Annotated in this window: 3 protein-coding genes; 2 read left to right on the forward strand and 1 reads right to left on the reverse strand. The window is 64.9% G+C overall.

The window, feature by feature from the left end; all coding sequences use genetic code 11:
• The first annotated feature begins 110 nt into the window (after positions 1 to 110).
• Together AB0362_RS12080 and AB0362_RS12085 are read left to right on the forward strand one after the other, a co-directional pair.
• Entirely contained in the window at positions 111 to 5,849 is a 5,739-nt protein-coding gene (locus tag AB0362_RS12080; RefSeq protein WP_317532211.1) for a non-ribosomal peptide synthetase, read from the forward strand.
• Positions 5,850 to 6,046: 197 nt separating this feature from the next.
• Entirely contained in the window at positions 6,047 to 19,765 is a 13,719-nt protein-coding gene (locus tag AB0362_RS12085) for a non-ribosomal peptide synthetase (RefSeq protein ID WP_317532212.1), read from the forward strand.
• Here AB0362_RS12085 and AB0362_RS12090 read toward each other — a convergent pair.
• Complete coding sequence (locus AB0362_RS12090; RefSeq protein ID WP_317532213.1) at positions 19,762 to 20,616, reverse strand: glycosyltransferase family 2 protein; 855 nt, start codon at positions 20,614 to 20,616, stop codon at positions 19,762 to 19,764. The two genes, AB0362_RS12085 and AB0362_RS12090, sit on opposite strands and share 4 nt — an antisense overlap.
• Between the last annotated feature and the right edge of the window lie 14 nt (positions 20,617 to 20,630).

Genomic DNA, 20,630 nt, shown 5'->3' on the forward strand with positions numbered 1-20,630 from the left:
CGGATTGGTCGGGGACCAGTACGTCGGGTAAGGCAAAGCGACCGAATGGACGTGTCAGGCGTCCGAAACCGGGCCGTAGCCGAGCTGCACGGGTTCCTACCTTGCCGGCCTTGCTTTCGGCAGCGGTCGAGAAGAATCCGACGGGTACCGCGCTCGTATTCGGCGAAACGTCGGTTACGTACGAAGAACTCGACGGTCAGTCGTCGAAGTTGGCTCGGCTGTTGATCTCTCACGGCGTCGGACCGGACCACCTGGTGGCGATTGCGCTCGATCGATCCATCGAGTCCGTGGCCTCGGTGTGGGCGGTCGCGAAGTCCGGCGGAGCCTTCCTGCCGATCGATCTGCGGTATCCCCCCGGGCGGATCGAGCACATGGTGACCGACTCCGGTGTTCGGTGGGGACTGACGACGTCCGACCGGGTAGCCGAGCTGCCCGACGGAGTGTCGTGGATCGCGCTGGACGGGCCCGACGAAAAGCGGCAACTCGAGCAGTTGTCGGCAGAGCCGATCGCACCGCAGGACCGTCTGGCTCAGCCGGTTCCCGCCAATCTGGCCTATGTGATCTACACGTCCGGGTCGACCGGAAGGCCGAAAGGGGTCGCGGTCACGCACGCCGGACTTGCCCCGCTCGCCGCCACCGTCAACGACACGTTCGAGACCTCCGGTGACTCTTGCACAATGCATTTCGCTTCACCCAGTTTCGACGCCTCCGTGCTGGAACTGTTGATCTCCATCGTGAACGGGTCGATGATGGTGATCGTTCCGTCGGGCATCTACGGCGGCTCGGAATTGACCGAGATCATGGCGGAGCATCGAGTCACTCACGCGATCATCACGCCTGCCGCGCTGACGACAATGGATTCCGGCGACCTTCCCGAACTTCGCGCGCTCGCCGTCGGTGGGGAAACCTTCACCGCGGAGCTGATGGGACGGTGGGCCCGTGGTCGGCAGTTCCACAACGCCTACGGTCCTACCGAAACGACCGTCATCTGCAGTCTGTCCGCCCCGCTCGTCCCCGGCGGGGCTGTCGACATAGGCTCTCCCACACAGAGTATGGCCGGTCATGTGCTCGATGACCGACTCCGGCCGGTTCCGGCGGGTGTGGTGGGGGAGCTGTACATGAGTGGGCCTGGACTGGCCCGCGGCTATCTCGAACGCACGGCGCTCACGGCGCAACGGTTCGTGGCTAATCCCTTTGCAGCAGAGGGGGATGCTTCACATTCGCGGATGTATCGAACCGGCGACCTGGTTCGGTGGCGGCACGGCGACAGCGGACCCGTGGTGGAGTACGTCGGTCGCAACGACGCGCAAATTCAACTGCGCGGCTTTCGCATCGAACTCGGGGAGATCGACGCGGTGCTCGCGGCCGTCGACGGGGTCGACTTCGCCGTGACCGTCGGCTATCGACGTGATTCCGGCGCAACCGAACTGGTCGGCTACGTTCTGCCGAACGCGGGGGTGGATCTCGACGTCGATGAGGTCCTGGACGCAGCGAAGAGATACTTGCCTGCCCACATGGTCCCGACGACGCTGACGATACTCGAGTCGATTCCACTGACACCGGCGGGCAAGCTCGATCGAAGTGCGCTACCGGAACCGGTGTTCGCCGTGCGCGAGTTCAGCGCTCCGACGACTCCAACCGAGATCGCCGTGGCCGACGTGTTCGCCGACTTGCTCGGTGTGGACGAGGTGGGGTCCAACGACGAGTTCTTCTCGCTGGGTGGCAACTCGCTCCTCGCGACTCAGGCCGCTGCGCGCATCGGCGCAGCCCTCGGGCGTCGAGTACGACCACGGGCACTGTTCGAGAACGCCACCGTAGAGTCCTTGGCCGCGGCGATCGACACCACCGACGCCGACGCCCTGACGGTTCTGGATTCCTCGAGGCCACGCCCGCAACATATTCCGCTTTCTCCGGCGCAGCAGCGCATGTGGTTCCTCAACCGATTCGACACTGCATCGGCGATGAACAACGTGCCGGTGGCGTTGGCTCTGACCGGCGCACTCGACGTCGATGCGATGCGCGCGGCGATAGACGATGTGATCGCTCGGCACGAGTCGCTGCGCACCGTGTATCCCGAACTCGACGGAACGGGCTTCCAGCAGATTCTCGACGTGTCCGGTGTCGACGTCGCCATGGAAGTCGTTCCGGCGTCACGCGAGTCGGTGTCCGAGGCGGTGGGCGAGTTCCTGTCGAGGGGATTCGACGTGACGACGGAGATTCCGTTTCGGGTGCGGCTGTTCGAGATCACGGACCCGGACGGTTCCGAGCCGGAATTCGTGTTGGCTTTCGTCGCTCATCACATCTCCGCCGACGGGTTGTCCATGGGGCCGCTGTCACGAGATGTGATGACTGCCTACGTGGCTCGGGCGGCGGGAGATGCACCGGACTGGCCTCCGCTGGCTGTGCAATACGCCGACTACACACTGTGGCAGCACGAGATGCTCGGTTCCGAGGACGATCCGAATTCGTTGGTGTCCAGGCAGGTCGCTTTCTGGGAGGCTGCTTTGGCAGGTACCCAGGAGCAGCTGCAATTGCCATGGAATCGGCCACGTCCCCGGGTGGCGTCCGGGCGAGGTGGACTGACGCAGTTCGCCGTCGAACCCACGACGTACGAGCGCATCGTCGAACTCGCGCACAAGCACGACGCGACACCGTTCATGGTGGTACATGCGGCGTTGGCGGTTCTGCTTGCGCGGCTGTCCGGTTCCCCCGACGTCGCCGTCGGTGCACCGGTCGGTGGTCGCGGCGATGCCGGCCTCGACGATCTGGTCGGCATGTTCGTCAATACGGTGATCCTGCGGACGCGGATCGACGGAGATCGATCGATTGCGCAGCTGCTCGACCAGGTCCGGATCTCCGACATGGACGCCTTCGAGAACGCAGACGTGCCGTTCGAGCGTTTGGTCGAGGTGCTCGATCCGGTGCGATCGCAGAACCGACACCCGCTGGTGCAGGTTGCACTGTTCTTCCAGAACTTCTCCGAGGGGACGTTCGAGCTTCCCGGGTTGACGGTCTCGCGATTCGGGTCCGCAGCGTTCTCGGCCAAGTTCGATCTGCAGGTCACGATCACGGAGTCGGCGGGTGGACTCGCCGGCGAACTCCTGTATGCGACCGACCTGTTCGACGAGGATACCGTCGTCGCCTTCGGGGAGCGGCTGGTTGCGTTGCTCGATGCTGTCACCGAGAACCCGCACGTGGCGTCCGGTGACCTCGACATCGTATCGGACTCCGAGCGAGACCGGATTCTGGTGCAGTGGAACGATACTCGAAATTCGAGTGTGCCCGATGGAGAGTTGCTGCTCGACGGATTCGATCGACAGGTCGCCGCGACGCCGGATGCCGTAGCCGTTGTCTGCGGTGACGAGGTGCTCACCTACGCCCAGTTCGCGGCTCGGGTGGATGCCGTCGCGCAGCGGTTGCATCAGGACGGCTCCGGTCCCGGCGCGCTCGTCGGGTTGGCCATGAGGAGATCCATCGAACTGGTCGTCGGCATGTATGCGGTGTTGCGGACCGGTGCGGCCTATGTTCCCCTCGACCCCGATCAACCGACCGAGCGAAACGATCACATTCTTTCCACGGCAGATCCGATGGTTGTACTGTCCACCAGCAGAGACGAATTCACGACGGGCAGCGATGTCTCGGTCCTCCTCGTCGACGGGGTGGAGCGAGCCGATTCTGTGCCCACGTTCGGTCGACCCCACTCCGCCGATCTCGCGTACGTCCTGTTCACGTCGGGTTCGACGGGCAGGCCCAAGGGTGTCGCCGTCGAGCATCGGGCCATCGTCAATCAGATGGTCTGGATGGCCGAGGAGTACGGACTCGACGAATCGGACGTGTATCTACAGAAGACGGCGACGACGTTCGACGTATCACTGTGGGGCTTCTTTCTTCCCCTTCGGACCGGCGGGCAGCTGATCATCGCGCCGCCGGGTGCGCAGCGCGAGGTCGATGTCGTCGGCACCCTCATCTCTCGACACCGAGTGACCGTGACGGATTTCGTACCGTCGATGTTGACTGTCTTCGCGGAATCCGTTGCTGCGGAATTGATATCTACACTTCAGCACGTATTCGTCATCGGAGAGGCTCTACCCTCTCGGACGGTGGCGGCCTGCCGTGCAGTGTCGAACGCACGAGTGCACAATCTCTACGGTCCCACCGAGGCGGCAGTGTCGGTGACCTATCGTGATGTCTCCGATGACGCACTCGACCTCGGTACCGCGTCCGGTGACGGTTCGGTGTCGATCGGTGTACCGGAATGGAATACGGTTGTGCAAGTTCTGGATTCGCGATTGAATCCGGTTCCTGCCGGGGTGCCCGGTGAGCTGTATCTGACGGGTGTGCAGTTGGCCCGCGGTTACGTCGCACGACCGGACCTGACGTCCGAACGGTTCGTGGCCGATCCGTTCGGCAGCGCCGGTGACCGCATGTACCGAACGGGCGACCTGGTGCGGTGGTCGATGCTCGGCGACGGCCGAATCGAGTACATCGGACGTACCGACCTCCAGGTCAAGTTCCGCGGTCAGCGCATCGAGCTCGGGGAGATCGAGACCGCTCTGACATCGTTGCGCGGGATCGGTCAGGCAGTGGTCGTGGTCTCAAGTTCGGTCGCCGGTGACCTCCTGGCTGCGTACCTCGTACCGGTAGCCGATGCGGTTCTCGATATCGAGGATATTCGCACCAGGCTCGGCTCGCTGGTTCCGTCGTACATGGTTCCGTCGACTTTTGTTGTCCTGCAGTCACTTCCGCTGAATCCTGCGGGAAAGCTCGATCGCCGAGCGTTGCCGGATCCAGTGTTCGAAGCACGCAAATTCCGTTCTCCTGCAACCGCGTTGGAGGAGGCGGTGGCGTCGGTGTTCGCGGATGTACTGGGCGTCGAGCGAGTAGGTGTGGACGACGACTTCTTTTCGCTGGGCGGAAACTCGCTGTCGGCGATGAAGCTCGTGTCCCGATTGGGCCGCTCCCTCGAAGGCGTGACGGTGCCGGTGTCGTGGGTGTTTTCTGATTCCTCGGTCACGGCGTTGGCGTCTCGGATCGATGCGGCGCGTGGTGCCGAGAGTCCGATCGCCGAAGAGACCGGATTGGACACCGTTGTCGAACTGCGCGGCGGCAGCGGAACACCACTCTTCTGTGTACATCCGATCGTGGGTCTGTCGTGGGCGTTCGGCGGGCTTGCGCCGTACGTCGACAGAACTCGGCCCATTTACGGCCTGCAATCGCCGGTACTCGCCGGCGACCCGATGCCCGCCTCGATCGAGGAGTGGGCATCGACCTTCGTCGATCGTATCCGCGAGATTCAGCCCAGCGGTCCCTACCACCTGCTGGGGTGGTCGATGGGTGGCGTCATCGCTCATGCCGTCGCCGTGCAGTTACGTGGGCTCGGCGAGACGGTGTCGACGCTGGCGATGATGGATTCGTTCGTGCTGTCAAGAACCACGCATCTCGTCGAACGGACGGTGACTGCGGGGGAGGTGCTGGGCGGGTTGGGTATCGACTCCGCACACGACTCGGACGTGGCCGAACTGTCTGTGGATTCTGCCATGGCGCTACTACGCACCATGCCCGCTCCGTTCGACGCCTTGTCGAGAGAGCGGGTGCAGGGAATCGTCGACGGAATCGAACGGTCGTCGGCGATGTTGCAGGCCCATGAGCCCGAACGGTTCGACGGCGAGCTGCTCTATTTCGCGTCCGTCGTCGACGACCCGACCGGTGATGCCGGTGCGTCGACGTGGGCCGAGTTCGTCGACGGGAAACCGATCGTGACGCAGGTTCATTCGACACACTGGCAGATGGCGTCGGCGACGGCACTCGCCGAGATCGGACCCGTCCTCGACGAATGGGTATCTCGCTGACGGTGAGCGGCACCGCATGGATCCGTATCGCCGAGCAGCTCACACGTGAACGCGGCGTCAGTTCGAGGGTAACGAATCCAACTAAGTGCCCGATATCTCGAGTAATGCGTACCGTCGGACGTCATAGTTCGCCGGCGCTGAATCGGGTGAGTGGTCGACGGCCGAATGCCGTTCGAATGTGAGGAGCACGACAGTACATGGGCACCGAGACGTCGGGGACAGCAGGAACGACCGGCGGCGGTAACCCGGTGCAGGACGGTTCGCAAGAGCGGGGCCGGGAAGCACGAACCAGAGAGCGGCCGGCACGACGTGAGCGTCCGGCACGCCGTCGGCGCCCGCGCACCCCACTCCTGCCTCAGCTGCTGGCCTCGGCAGTCGAACTCGGACCCGACTCGGATGCCCTCGTGTTCGACGACCGAACCTGGACCTACGCCGAGCTCGATGCTCGATCGGCTGCCCTCGCCCGCGTACTGATCGCGCGTGGCGTCGGTCCCGAGGACTTCGTCGCATTGTCGATTCCGCGCTCCGATCTGTCCGTCATGGCGCTGTGGGCGGTGGCCAAGACCGGCGCGGCATTCGTGCCGATCGATCCGACCTATCCGGCCGACCGGGTACGGCACATGGTGTCCGACTCCGGCGTGCTGCTGGGGTTGTCCGTCGGCGCGGTGAGCGAGGATCTGCCTGCGGAGGTCGAATGGCTGGTCATCGACGACAGTGACATGACTCGGCGTCTCGATGAACTGTCCGGCGAGCCCGTCACCGCGGAGGATCGGGTGCGAGCCTTGGAACCGACGCACCCGGCATACATGATCTACACCTCCGGATCGACCGGTCTGCCGAAGGGCGTCGTCGTCACCCATGCCGGACTGAGCAACTTCTGCGAGGAGCAGATCGATCGCTACTCGCTCACCGAGCAGTCGCGAGTGCTGCACTTCGCATCACCGAGCTTCGACGCGTCCGTACTCGAACTCCTGATGAGCATCGGCCGGGGTTCCACGATGGTCGTCGCCTCTCCGAAGATTTTCGGTGGAGACGATCTGGCTGCGCTCATCCGCGCGCAGAACGTGAGTCACGCCTTCATCACCCCCGCAGCACTGGCGTCGGTGAATCCGGCCGACACGAACACTCTGCACACCGTCGTCGTCGGCGGCGAGGCCTGCCCGCCCGAGCTGGCGAACCGATGGGCACCGGGCCGCCGCTTCTTCAACGGGTACGGGCCCACCGAGACGACGATCATGACCAACATCGGCGGACCGATCGCCGAGAACGAGCGCGTGACCATCGGCGGACCCATCCGCGGCGTCAGCGCGTATGTGCTCGACGCATCCCTCAACCCAGCTCCCGACGGGGTGGCAGGAGAGCTGTACCTGGCCGGACCGGGACTTGCCCGCGGCTATCACCAGCGACGTGGACTGACCTCGGAGCGCTTCCTTGCCTGTCCGTTCGGCGAGGGCGGTGCGCGGATGTACCGCACCGGAGACGTCGTGCGCTGGCGGGTGGTCGAGGGCGAGCGAGTGGTCGAATACATCGGCCGCAACGACTTTCAGGTCAAGATTCGCGGCTTCCGCGTCGAACTCGGTGAGATCGACGCCGTTCTGGCGGCCGACGACAACGTCGAATTCGCCGTGACGGTCGGCCGCGAGACCCCGTCGAAGTCCACCGCCCTCGTCTCGTACGTACTGCCGAAGTCGACGTCGGTATTCGATGAGCGAGCACTTCTTTCGGTTGCATCACAACATCTTCCGCGACACATGGTTCCGTCGATGATCATCGCACTCGACTCGATTCCCCTGACGCCCGTCGGCAAGCTGGATCGCGCCGCGTTGCCCGCTCCGGTCTTCGCCGCGGCAGAGTTCCGTTCCCCGTCGACGCCCTTCGAGAACACCGTCGCGCAGATCTTCGGTGAGCTGCTCGGAATGGACCGAGTCGGTGCCGACGACGACTTCTTCGAGCTCGGTGGAAACTCGCTGATCGCAACGCAATTGGCCGCACGTCTCGGCGCTGCGACCGGAACCCGAGTGCCGGCACGCACCGTCTTCGAGTTCTCGACGGTGCAGTCCCTCGCCGTCCGTTTGGAGATTGCCTCGTCCGATGGCGACAACGCCGCGAGCCGACCGCAGCCGGTGCTGGCGAAAAGGGAGCGGCCCGAGCGGATCCCGCTGTCGTTGGCTCAGCGGCGGATGTGGTTCCTCAACCGCTTCGACACCGCGTCAGGAGCGAACAATATCCCCGCCGCCATCGAACTGCGCGGAATTCTCGACGTCCCGGCGCTCTCTTCCGCGATCGACGATGTCGTCGATCGTCACGAATCCCTGCGCACGTACTACCCCGAGGTCGATGGGACCGGGTACCAGATGGTGCGGGACGCAGTCGAGAGCGGCGTCACGCTCGAAATCGAATCGATCGAGGCCGATGCGGTCGCGCGTCGGGTCCAGAAGCTGGCTTTCACGGGTTTCGATGTGACCCAGCAGGTCCCTGTGCGGTTGCACCTGTTGCATCTGGGCACCGACCACTACGTCTTCGTGCTGGTGGCCCACCACATCACCGCCGACGGCTCGTCCGTTGCGCCGATGGTGCGAGACATCATGACCGCCTACGCCGCTCGCAGCGCGGGGAATGCACCCGGCTGGGAACCACTGGCCGTGCAGTATGCCGATTACACGCTGTGGCAGCACGAGGTGCTCGGATCCGATGACGATCCCGAGTCCGTTGCGCATCAGCAGATTTCGTTCTGGAAGGACAACCTCGAGGGGTTGCCGGATCAGCTCGACCTGCCGACCGACCGTAGCCGCCCACTAGATCCGTCCGGAGTCGGTCGGGTACTCGGATTCGACATCGACGCGGCGTCGACGGCGGCGATCGGGCGTCTGGCCCGCGAGCACGGGGCCACGCCGTTCATGGTGGTACACACCGCCTTCGCGGTGCTGCTCGCCCGCCTGTCCGATTCCACTGACGTCGTCGTCGGATCGCCGATCGCCGGTCGAGGTGAGCAGGCGCTCGACGACGTGATCGGAATGTTCGTCAACACCCTCGTTCTGCGGACCGCCGTCGATGCGTCCCGCACATTCTCGGACCTGCTTTTCCAGGTTTGCGAGGCCGATCTACAGGCGTTCGCGCACGCCGACCTCCCGTTCGAGCGTCTGGTGGAGGTGCTCGACCCCATTCGATCCGGCGACCGTCACCCGCTGTTCCAGGTTGCTCTGTTCTTCCAGAACCAGGCGACAGGCACACTCGAGCTGCCCGATCTGACGATCGCCCCGCTGGACTTCGGTGAGGTGGTCGCGAAGTTCGACCTGCAACTGGTCCTGGAGGACCGCGCCGCCGGTACCGAGGAGCACGCTCTCGCGGGCACGTTCACCTATGCGGCAGATCTCTTCGACGAGGCGACGGTACGCGGAATCGCCGACCGCTTCGTCCTGCTGCTCGCGCGGCTCATCGATGCGCCGACACTTCCGGTCGGCGATGTGGATCTGCTCGACGCCGCCGAGCGAGCACAGTCCACCGAACACGCTGCCGTCGACGCAGCAGCGGTGCCGGACCGGTCGATCCTGGACGCCTACGTGCGGCAGGTAGCCGCGACTCCCGATTCGCCGGCGGTGACGTTCGAGGACGTCACGCTGACCTACGCGGAGTTCGACTGTCGAGTCAACGCGCTTGCGCGGCACCTGATCTCGCGCGGTGTCGGCCCCGAGGTGCTCGTCGCCGTGTCCGTCAGGCGCTCGATCGACCTGCTGGTGGCGATCTACGCCGTGGTTCGAGCAGGCGGTGCCTACGTGCCGATCGATCCTGATCTCCCGAGCGAACGCAGAGCCCACATCCTCGGCACGGCTGACCCGCTGTGTCTGCTCACCAGCGCCGCCGACATCGAACCCGACGAGACCCGCCGGCACGAAACGGTGCCGGAGTCCATCGCGATCGACACCCTCGACCCAGCGCTCGACGGTTCTCCTCTGCGCACGAACGAGTTGCGCCCCCTGCACACGGCCAGTCCCGCTTATGTCATTTTCACCTCCGGCTCGACCGGAAACCCCAAGGGAGTCGCGGTCTCGCACCGCGCGGTCGAGAACCAGTTGGCGTGGATGGCGGCACAGTACGACGTGGCGGACACCGACGTCTATTTCCAGAAGACCGCAACCACCTTCGACGTGTCGGTGTGGGGTTTCTTCCTCCCGCTGCGTACCGGGGGCCGCATCGTCCTCGCGACGCCGGACGGGCATCGCGATCCCGAGTACATCTCGGCCTCGATTGCCCGGCACGGGGTGACACTCACGGACTTCGTGCCGTCGATGCTCACCGTGTTCGCTGCGCACGCACGCGCCGCCGAATGTGCGACGCTGCGTGACATCTTCGTCATCGGTGAAGCGTTGCCGCCGGAGACCGTCACCGATTTCGGTCGCGTCAGCACTGCCCGCGTCCACAATCTCTACGGGCCTACCGAGGCTGCGGTATCGGTGACCCATCATCGCGCGGAGCCGGATTCGCGCGGCTCGGTACCCATCGGTGTGGCCGAGTGGAACGTCGGCGCACTGGTACTCGACCGACGACTGCACCCTGTGCCGGCAGGTGTGCAGGGCGAGCTGTATCTGGTCGGTGACCAGCTCGCCCGGGGCTACGTCGCCCGTCCGGATCTGACATCGGACCGATTCGTCGCCGACGTGAGTGGTTCCGGCACTCGGATGTATCGCACCGGCGATCTGGTTCGGCGTCGACCCGACGGCGTGCTCGACTACATCGGGCGCAGCGATTTCCAGGTCAAGTTCCGCGGCCAGCGCATCGAACTCGGCGACATCGAGTCTGCGCTGCTCACCTCTGCCGATGTCAACCAGGCCGTCGTGCTGGTGGTGCCGACGGCCACCGGTGATCAGCTCGTGGCTTACGTGGTGCCGACGGTCGGTGCCGCACCCGATCGTGCATCTGTGACCGAGTTCGCCAAGAACTTGTTGCCCGCGTACATGATTCCGAGTGCCGTCGTTGTCCTCGGCGAACTTCCGTTGAACTCGAGCGGCAAGTTGGACCGTCGAGCACTACCGTCCCCGTCGATCGATACCCGGCAGTACCGCGCACCGTCGACACCGGTGGAAGAAATCGTCGCGGCATCGTTCAGCGATGTTCTGGGTGTCGACCGCGTCGGACTCGACGACGATTTCTTCGTTCTGGGCGGGAACTCTCTGATCGCAACCCGTCTCGTCGCACGAGTGGGGGCTGTCGCCGGATGGCGTGTTCCGGTTCGAGCGCTGTTCGAGGCCTCCACTGTCGCCGCCTTCGCTGCGGCGGTCTCGGCGTTGTCGTCCGAGCGCGCCGTTCCGAAGCTCGAGCCTGTCGAGCGTCCGGCGGAGATCCCGCTGTCGTACGCACAGCAGCGGATGTGGTTCCTCAACCAGTTCGACACCACCTCGGCCGCCGACAATCTGCCGTTGGCGATCTCGCTGACCGGTGATCTGGATGTGGCTGCGCTACAGGGCGCGGTATCCGACATCGTTCATCGACACGAGTCGTTGCGGACGCTGTATCCCGAAACAGATGGTCGGGCAAGGCAATCGGTGGTGACCGACGGCATCGAGGTGCCCGATCTCACGCCCATTGCCGTCGAGTCGAACGAACTCGTCGCGGTTTTGACCGACGCCATGAGCATGCCGTTCGATGTGACGATCCAGGTACCGCTGAGAGCGTGGCTCTACCGGCTCGGTGAACGCGAGCACGTACTGGCCGTGGTGGTGCACCACATCAGCGGTGACGCATTCTCGATGGGGCCGCTCGCGCGGGATCTTGCGGTGGCGTATTCGGCGCGCACGGCGGGAGCTGCCCCGAGCTGGTCGGATCTGGCCGTGCAGTACGCGGACTACACCCTGTGGCAGCGTCGGGTACTGGGTGAGGAGACCGACCCGGAGTCGGTGCTCTCGAAGCAGTTGGATTTCTGGACCCGGACGCTGGCCGGAATCCCCGACCGAGTGGATCTGCCCACGGATCGACCTCGTCCACCGGTGATCAGCAACAGGGGAGCAGCGGCCCGTTTCGAGATCGACGCGTCCCTGCACGCCTCCCTCGGCCGGGTCGCACGCGAGCGTGGTTCGACGCTGTTCATGGTGGTCCACGCAGCGCTCGCAGTGCTGTTGGCACGATTGGCGGCGACCGACGACGTCGTGATCGGCACGCCGATCGCGGGCCGCGGGGACGCCGCCCTCGACGATCTCGTCGGAATGTTCGTCAACACGCTCGTACTGCGGACCGACGTCCAGCCGAGCAGCCAGTTCGCGACCGTTCTGAACACAGTTCGGCACGCGGACCTCGAGGCCTTCGCGCATGCCGATGTGCCGTTCGAGCGTCTGGTGGAACAGCTGAACCCCGAACGTTCGCAGTCCCGGCACCCCCTGTTCCAGATTGCGCTCTCGTTCCAGAACCCGGCTACCAGTTCTCTGGCACTGCCCGATCTGACGATCGCCGGTGTCGACATCGAGGACACGAGCGCAAAGTTCGACATGCAGTTCACGCTGTCCGAACAGGCCCGGCCAGACGGCAGCGCCGACGGCATGGCAGGCGTGATCACCTACGCCACAGACTTGTTCGACGCCGACACCGTCGACGAGATCTCTGCGCGGCTCGTGCGGGTGCTGGCCGCCGTTGCTGCCGATCCCGAGACGGTGGTGGGCGATATCGAGTTGTCGGCACCTTGCGAGGTGCAGGATCTGCTGCGCGGGCCGGTGGGAACCGTCGCCCCACAAACCCTCGCGGACCTGATGGCCGATGCCGTCGCGGCGAACCCGGACGGAACTGCACTGGCGCAGGGCAGCGACCAGATGACCTATCGCGAGCTCGACGAGACGTCCGCCGCGATCGCGGAGATTCTGCGGGGTCGCGGTGTCGGGCCGGGCACCACGGTGGCTGTCGCCACTCGCCGGAGCATCTCGTCGGTGACCGCGGTGTGGGCCGTGACGGCATCCGGCGCGGCCTTCGTGCCCGTCGATCCCGACTACCCGGACGATCGAGTTCGCTTCATGCTCAGTGACTCCGGCGTAGCAATCGGGCTCACGACGTCGGATGTCGTCGACTCACTGCCGACCGAGGTGGACTGGATCGTCGTCGACGCACTCGCGCAGCCGAACACCCCAGTAGTGCAGTCTGATTCGATTCGCCGTGCACAGACCGACGACGCCGCATACGTCATCTACACCTCCGGCTCCACCGGAAAGCCCAAGGGCGTGGTGGTCACGCATCGCGGGCTTGCCAACTTCGCGGCCGAGCAGAGTGAGCGATACACGCTGACCGAGCGATCACGCGCGCTGCACTTCGCATCGCCCAGTTTCGACGCGTCGGTTCTCGAACTACTTCTCGCGGTCGCCTCCGCGTCCACCCTCGTGATCGCGCCTCCTCGCACGTACGGCGGCGGCGAGCTGGAGGAGCTGATCACGCGGGAGTCGGTAACGCACACGTTCTTGACTCCGACGGTTCTGGCCTCGATCGATCCCGACGCGGTGACCAGTCTCGAGGTCGTGATCGCCGGTGGTGAGCAGTGCTCGCCAGAGCTGGTGCAGCGCTGGTCCACTCACGTTCGGTTCTTCAACGGCTACGGCCCGACCGAGACCACCATCATGACCAACATCAGCGACGCTCTGAGCCCCGGCGACCTGTTGTCGATCGGCGGGCCCATCCGGGGAATGGCGTCGTACGTCCTGGATTCGCGCCTGCGTCCGGTACCGCTCGGCGTCACCGGCGAGCTCTATCTCGCCGGTGTGCAGCTCTCTCGGGGATATCTCCGGCGGCACGGGCTGACGGCCGAGCGTTTCGTCGCGAGTCCTTTCGGCGATGCCGGAGACCGGATGTACCGGACAGGTGACGTCGTACGCTGGCGAAAGAGCAACGGCAGCAACGTGATCGAGTACGTTGGTCGCTCGGACTTTCAGGTCAAGATCCGCGGATTCCGCATCGAGCTCGGTGAGATCGACTCCGTCGTCGCGACCTATCCGGGCGTCGACTTCGTGGCCACCCTCGGGCGGACGCTTGCCTCCGGCGGCACCGCCCTCGTGTCCTACGTGCGCCTACAGCCGGGAGCTCACATCGACGCCGCCGACGTTCGTGAGCACGTCGGTAGATCTCTCCCTGCACACATGGTCCCCTCGGCCGTCGTTGTGGTGGACGAAGTGCCGCTGACCCCGGTGGGCAAGCTCGACCGAAACGCATTGCCAGAGCCGGTGTTCGAGACCGCTGCGGGTCGGGAACCTTCCACCGACACCGAGCGCGCCCTGAGCGAGGTGTTCGCGGAAGTACTCGGTGTCGACACCGTGGGCGTGGACGACTCGTTCTTCGCCCTCGGCGGTGACAGCATCGTGTCCATCCAGCTGGTCTCGCGCGCCCGGGCCCGCGGCCTGAACTTCGGACCGCGGGACGTGTTCGAGCTCAGAACTGTTGCCGCACTGTCCGAGATCGTGGAATCCGGTGCCGCCGAGGTGCTCGAGGAACTGCCCGGCGGGGGAGTGGGGACGATTCCGCTGACCCCGGCCGTCGGTTTCATGGTCGAGCGCGCCGGTGGCTTCGATCGGTTCACCCAGAACCTCGCTCTCGAGCTTCCTGCCGGCATCACCGAGAACCAGATCGTCGCCACCCTCACCGCGGTGATCGATCGCCACGACATGTTGCGTGCGGTGCTGCAACGCGACGTGGAGGGTGCGTGGGTGCTGAGCACGCGCGAGCAGGGCAGTGTCGATGTCGCAGCGGCCGTCACTCGCACGGCCGTCGATCCGGGCCTCGGTGACGAGGATCGTCTGAACCTCGCTGGGTCGGCACTCGAGGGTGCGCTGAGTCGTCTGGACCCAGCGGCCGGACGAGTCGTCGAGTTCGCCTGGCTCGATCCGGCATCACCGTCGGGAGAACGAACCGCCGACACGGGCAGGCTCATCGTCGCTGCTCACCACCTCGTCGTCGACGGCGTGTCCTGGCGCATCATCGTTCCCGATCTCATCTCGGCCTGGCTGCAGGTGTCTGCGGGGTCCGTACCGACACTCGATGCCGTCGGCACGTCGTTCCGGCGATGGGCGCACGCACTGGTCGACAACTCTGGTTCCGACCTCCGTCGAGCCGAATTGCCCTACTGGACTTCGGTTCTGGATCGGGTCGAGGTGCCCGTCGGTACGCGCGCCTTCGACCCCACGGTGGACTTGGCATCGACTGTGCGCAAGGTCCACATCGAGGTGGACGAGGCCACGACCGAGGCCGTGACGACGGCGATCCCCACTGCCTTCAACGCCGGTGTCGACGATGTTCTCCTCGCCGCACTCTCGCTCGCGGTGGCCCGCTGGCGTGAAGAACGGGGTACACAGTCTCCGTCGGTTCTGATCAGACTCGAGGGTCACGGGCGCGAGGAGTCGCTGGCCCCAGGGGCAGATCTGTCCCGCACGGTCGGCTGGTTCACCGGCATCTACCCCGTCCGACTCGAACTCGAGACCATCGACGTGGGGGACGCCTTCTCCGGTGGCGTCGCTGCGGGTGACGTCGTGAAGTCGGTCAAGGAGCAGTTGCGATCGATTCCGGACAAGGGGCTGGGCTACGGATTGCTGCGGTACATGGGCGACCCGGCGTTCGCACCGCCCTCGGCGGCGCACGCGCAGATCAGCTTCAACTACCTGGGCCGTGTGTCGGCGGCCGACATACCCGAGGGCATGGACAAGGTCGGGTGGATTCCGGCCGGCGATCTCGGTGACCTCACCGGGACGCCCGACGTGGACGCCCCCGCCATGGCTCCGATCGACATCAACGCCGTTGTGGTCGGTGGACGCCTCACCGCAGACTTCGGCTTCCCGACGACCCTGTTGTCGGAGTCGGACGTTCACGCCTTGGCCGAGCACTGGCGAGATGCGCTGACGTCCATCGTCGAGCACGGACGACAGGACGGCGCCGGAGGCCTGACGCCGTCGGATCTCCCGCTCGTGCAGCTGACTCAGCGCGACATCGAGCAGGTAGAGGCACAGCTGCCGTCGGTGCGCGACATCTGGCCGCTGTCGCCGCTGCAGAACGGACTGCTGTTCCACGCGTCGATCTCCGAGGCCACGACCGACGTGTACACCACGCAGATCCAGCTGCACCTGGGCGGCGACGTCGACTCGGAAAGGCTGCACATAGCGGCGGATCGGATTCTCGAACGGTATGCCAACCTACGCACCGCATACCTGCGCGACGAGACCGGCAATGCCGTACAGGTCGTCGTCGAGTCGGTTCGCGTGCCGTGGCGAACCATCGATCTCACTGTCGCCGAACATGATTCGACGACTGCGGACCAGTTGCTGAGTGCTGAACAAGCGCTCGGATTCGATATGACCGCGCCGCCGTTGATCAGATTCCTGCTGATCCGCACGGCCGCCGATCGGTGGACGCTCGGCGTGACCAGCCACCACATTCTGCTCGACGGCTGGTCGATGCCCATCTTGATGAAGGATTTGCTGGTCCTGTACGCAACCCGCGGTGAGACGTCCGTCCTGCCGAGGGTGCGTCCTTACCGCAATTTCCTTGCGTGGCTGTCCACGCGTGACATCGACGACTCGCTGGACTCTTGGCGACGGGCGTTCGCAGGACTGGACGATCCGACGCTGATCTCGCAGCGTGGCTCTGCAGATGCCGACTCTCCTGAGATCGGCGAGAAGAAGTTCGTGCTCAGCGGTGTGGACGCCGCTCGGTTGTCGGACCGCGCGTCGGAACTGGGCGTCACGATGAACACTCTGGTTCAGGTGGCATGGGGAGTCCTGCTCTCGCGCTTGCTGACTCGCGACGATGTCGTGTTCGGAACCACGGTGTCCGGTCGTCCGGCGGAGCTCGACGGCATCGAATCGATGGTCGGTCTGTTCATCAACACCGTTCCGGTCCGATTCACCCAGGACGCGAACTCGAGCATCGAGGATCTGGTGCACCGCACACAGAGGGCGCAGGCGGAACTTCTCGATCATCACTACGTGGGTCTGACCGACATTCAGCAGACGGTCGGCTCGGCAGCAGTGTTCGACACCCTGGTGGTGTTCGAGTCGTACCCGATCGACAAGTCCGGGTTGTCCGCGGCAAGCTCGATCGACGGGATGAGCGTTCTCGGTGTCGACACCAAGGATGCAACTCACTATCCGTTGACCATGGTGGTCGTGGCCGACGCCGAGATCACCTTCACCCTGAAGTACCGGGCCGATCTGGTCGACGCGGACGCCGCGGAATCGATGACGACGAGATTTGCTCGCGTGCTGGACTCCGTCGCCGACGCCTCGAAGGGAGCCGACACGGCCGGTTCCATCGACATTCTCGATGATGCCGAGCGGGCGCAGCTGCTGCAGACCTGGAACGGTGTGACGGAAACCGTTGCAGCCGAGTCCGATTCCGAGGTGTGGGACGAATCGCTGATCTCACTGTTCGAGAAGCAGGTACTGGCCGCACCCGACGCCACCGCCGTGGTCTTCGGTGACGAGCGCGTGACCTACCGAGACCTCGACGTACGAGCCGAGAAGCTGGTCAGCACGCTTGTCTCCGCTGGCGCGGGGCGGGAAACCCTGGTTGCCATAGCGCTTCCCCGGGGCATCGAGCTGATCGTCGGCCTGTTGGCCGTACTGAAGTCCGGTGCCGGCTACCTCCCCGTCGATACGTCACTGCCGCTCGACCGGGCGCGCTTCATGATCGAGGATGCGCGTCCGACGTGTGTACTGACGGACCATGACGGCACGACGGCGTACGCCGAATTCGGTGTGCCAGTCATCGCATGGGAGGGCGCGGGTGCGACCGAGGAGCCTTCGGCGACCCGAACCGGTACAGCGCGCAGTGGCGCGGATCTCGCCTACGTCATCTACACCTCCGGCTCCACCGGCACGCCCAAAGGCGTTGCGATACCCAACGAGAACGTCGTACGGCTGTTCCGCAACACCGAGCGGACATTCGACTTCGGACCGAGTGACGTGTGGACGATGTTCCACTCGTTCGCGTTCGACTTCTCCGTGTGGGAGATCTGGGGACCGTTGTTGCACGGCGGCACTCTGGTGGTGGTGGATCATGCCACGTCCCGGTCGCCTCGAGAGTTCGTCGAGCTCGTGGCGCGCGAAGGCGTGACGATGCTCAGCCAGACGCCATCGGCGTTCTACCAGTTCGTCGACGCCGAGCGGGCGTCGTCGTCTCCGACGGCGTTGCGACACGTCGTGTTCGGCGGCGAGGCCCTTGATCCGAGCAAGCTCACCGGATGGTTCGATGCGCACGGAGTCGATGCGCCGCTGCTGAGCAACATGTACGGGATCACCGAGACCACTGTGCACGTGACACACCATGAGGTCCGTGGTGTCGACGAGAGCGTCCGACACCCGATCGGGACCGCGATCGACGGCCTCGGAACGTACGTCCTCGATCAGGGTCTGCGCCCGGTCCCGGTCGGAGTGGTGGGCGAGGTCTACGTCTTCGGTGTGCAGCTCGCGCGCGGGTACCTCGGACGTGCAGGACTGACAGTGGGACGATTCGTCGCGAATCCGTTCCAGGGCGTCGGCGCGCGTATGTACCGCACCGGCGATCTGGCGCAGTGGACGCCGCAGGGCACCCTCGACTACGTCGGGCGGGCGGACTCGCAGGTGCAGTTGCGAGGCTTCAGGATCGAGCTCGGCGAGGTCGAAGCAGCGCTTCGGTCCGCACCCGGTGTGGCGCAGGCTGTCGCCATCGTCCGCGATGACGATCACCTCGGATCCCGGCTCGTCGGATACGTGGTTCCCGTCGACGGGTCCGTGGATCTCGATCACGTTCGCGGGCACGTGGCGCAGAGCCTGGCGTCTTACATGGTCCCCGACGCCCTGATTGCCCTCGAGTTGTTGCCGTTGACGGTCAACGGCAAGCTCGATCGTCGCGCACTACCGGACCCGCAGGTGCGCCGGAACGAGTTTCGCGCGCCGACCACAGATCTCGAAGCGGACGTGGCTGCCTCGGTCGCCGACGTGCTGGGACTCGATGACGTCGGGCTCGACGACAGATTCTTCCAGCTCGGTGGCAATTCGCTCCTCGCGGCCAAGCTTGCCGCTCGGATCCGTTCACGTTGCGGCGCTGCAGTTGCGGTGCAGTGGATTCTGACCGAGCCCACCGTCGAGCTGCTGGCACGCCGGATTCAGGAGTCTCTCGGCTCCACGGACGCAGCAGACCCGTTGGCGACAGTCCTGCCCATTCGTACTGGCGGTGACCGTCCCGCGTTGTTCTGTATCCACCCGATGATCGGGCTGGCCTGGAACTATGCCGCGCTGGCCGAGACCACCGCTCCGGGACGCCCCATCTACGGCCTGCAGCTTCCGCAACTCAGCGGTGGTTCGGCATTGCCGACAACCATGGATGAGCAAGCCGAGTTCTACGCCCGCGAGATTCTTCGTGTGCAGCCGACCGGTCCGATCCATCTACTGGGTTGGTCGTTCGGCGGCGTGCTCGCCCATGCCATCAGCGTTTCGCTCCGAACATCCGGGCACGACGTGGGAGTGGTCGCGATGCTCGACAGTCTCCCGACTGTCGACGAGACGGTCTTCGCCGAGGAGTTCGCGGACAACCTGCATGCGCTCGGGATCGGCGGAGCGGGGGCATTCACCGACTTGCGCAGCGAGGCCACTCGCCGGCAGGTTGTCGATCTCGTGCTGGCCGAACTGGACATGTTCGACGAGCTGCAGGTGTCGAACCTGTATGAGGACGCTCTGGCGAGCGCGATGAAGATCAACGGCTATTCGCCGCTGGCGCTTGAGGGGGATCTGTTGTTCTTCTCCGCAGCGCGAGATCACCCGTCTGCAAGCGATGCGGCCCTGCTGTGGTCGCCGTACGTGGGCGGCACCATCGAGAACATCGACGTCGACGCTACCCACGCGAACATGACCTCAGCGGAGTCGCTGGTGGTCGTCGGGCGGGCACTCGACACAGCGATGCACGCCGCCGAGGGGACAACGGTCGACTAGAGACGAAGGGTGCGGTGCGTGATCGCGCCGCGCAGGCGGCCGAGGGCGATACCTGTCAGCAAGCCGCGCTCCTCGGGTGTCGCACGCGCGACAGCGAGTCCGAGGAGTTCACGGCAGAGGCGAGTGGCCGATTGGGAGGGTAGCCCACTGTCGGGGAACGCATCTGCGAGTCGCGCGAAACTGGTTCCGCGAGACACGCCCTGGCGGAAGCCGGCTCGGAAGCCGACGCGATACCGGTATGCGACAAGTGCCTCGGGCAAGTAGCCCACACGGTAGCCGGACCGAACTGCCCGCCATCCGAATTCGACTTCCTCGTTGGCACGGTAGGTTTCGTCGATCCCACCCAAATCTCGGTATGCCGCAGCGGTGCATCCGAAGCTGCAACCCACGACGATCGGTGCAAAGAACTTGGGGGATTGAAAGGTCTCCGGAGATGCGATCTCGGCGATCTTGCGATGCCCCGCGGGGTTGAGGGTTCGTCCTTCGACAGCAGAGGTCACGATGTCGTAGCTGCCATCGTGCAGAAAATCGACCATCTTGCGAACCCAATCGGGGTGGACTCGATCGTCGGCGTCACAGAACAGCAGCAGTTCGCCCTGGGCGGCGTCTGCCCCTCGATTGCGGGCGTAAGCAGGGCCGACACCGTCGTGGGCCCGCACGATGCGTACCGCCTGACCTGTATTCGAAATTTCGAGGTGGTCCACCGAGCCGTCTGTCGAATTGTTGTCGACCACCACGATCTCGAATCGGCCGTCGTAATCCTGCTGCAACAGTGCGGTCAACTGGACTGCCAGTAGTTCCCCGGCATTGTGGGCGGGCACCACGATCGAGACGGCTACGGAATCATGCAAAAGCTGACCTCTCC

This window comes from Rhodococcus sp. NPDC079359, assembly GCF_040702585.1.
GTDB lineage: Bacteria > Actinomycetota > Actinomycetes > Mycobacteriales > Mycobacteriaceae > Rhodococcoides.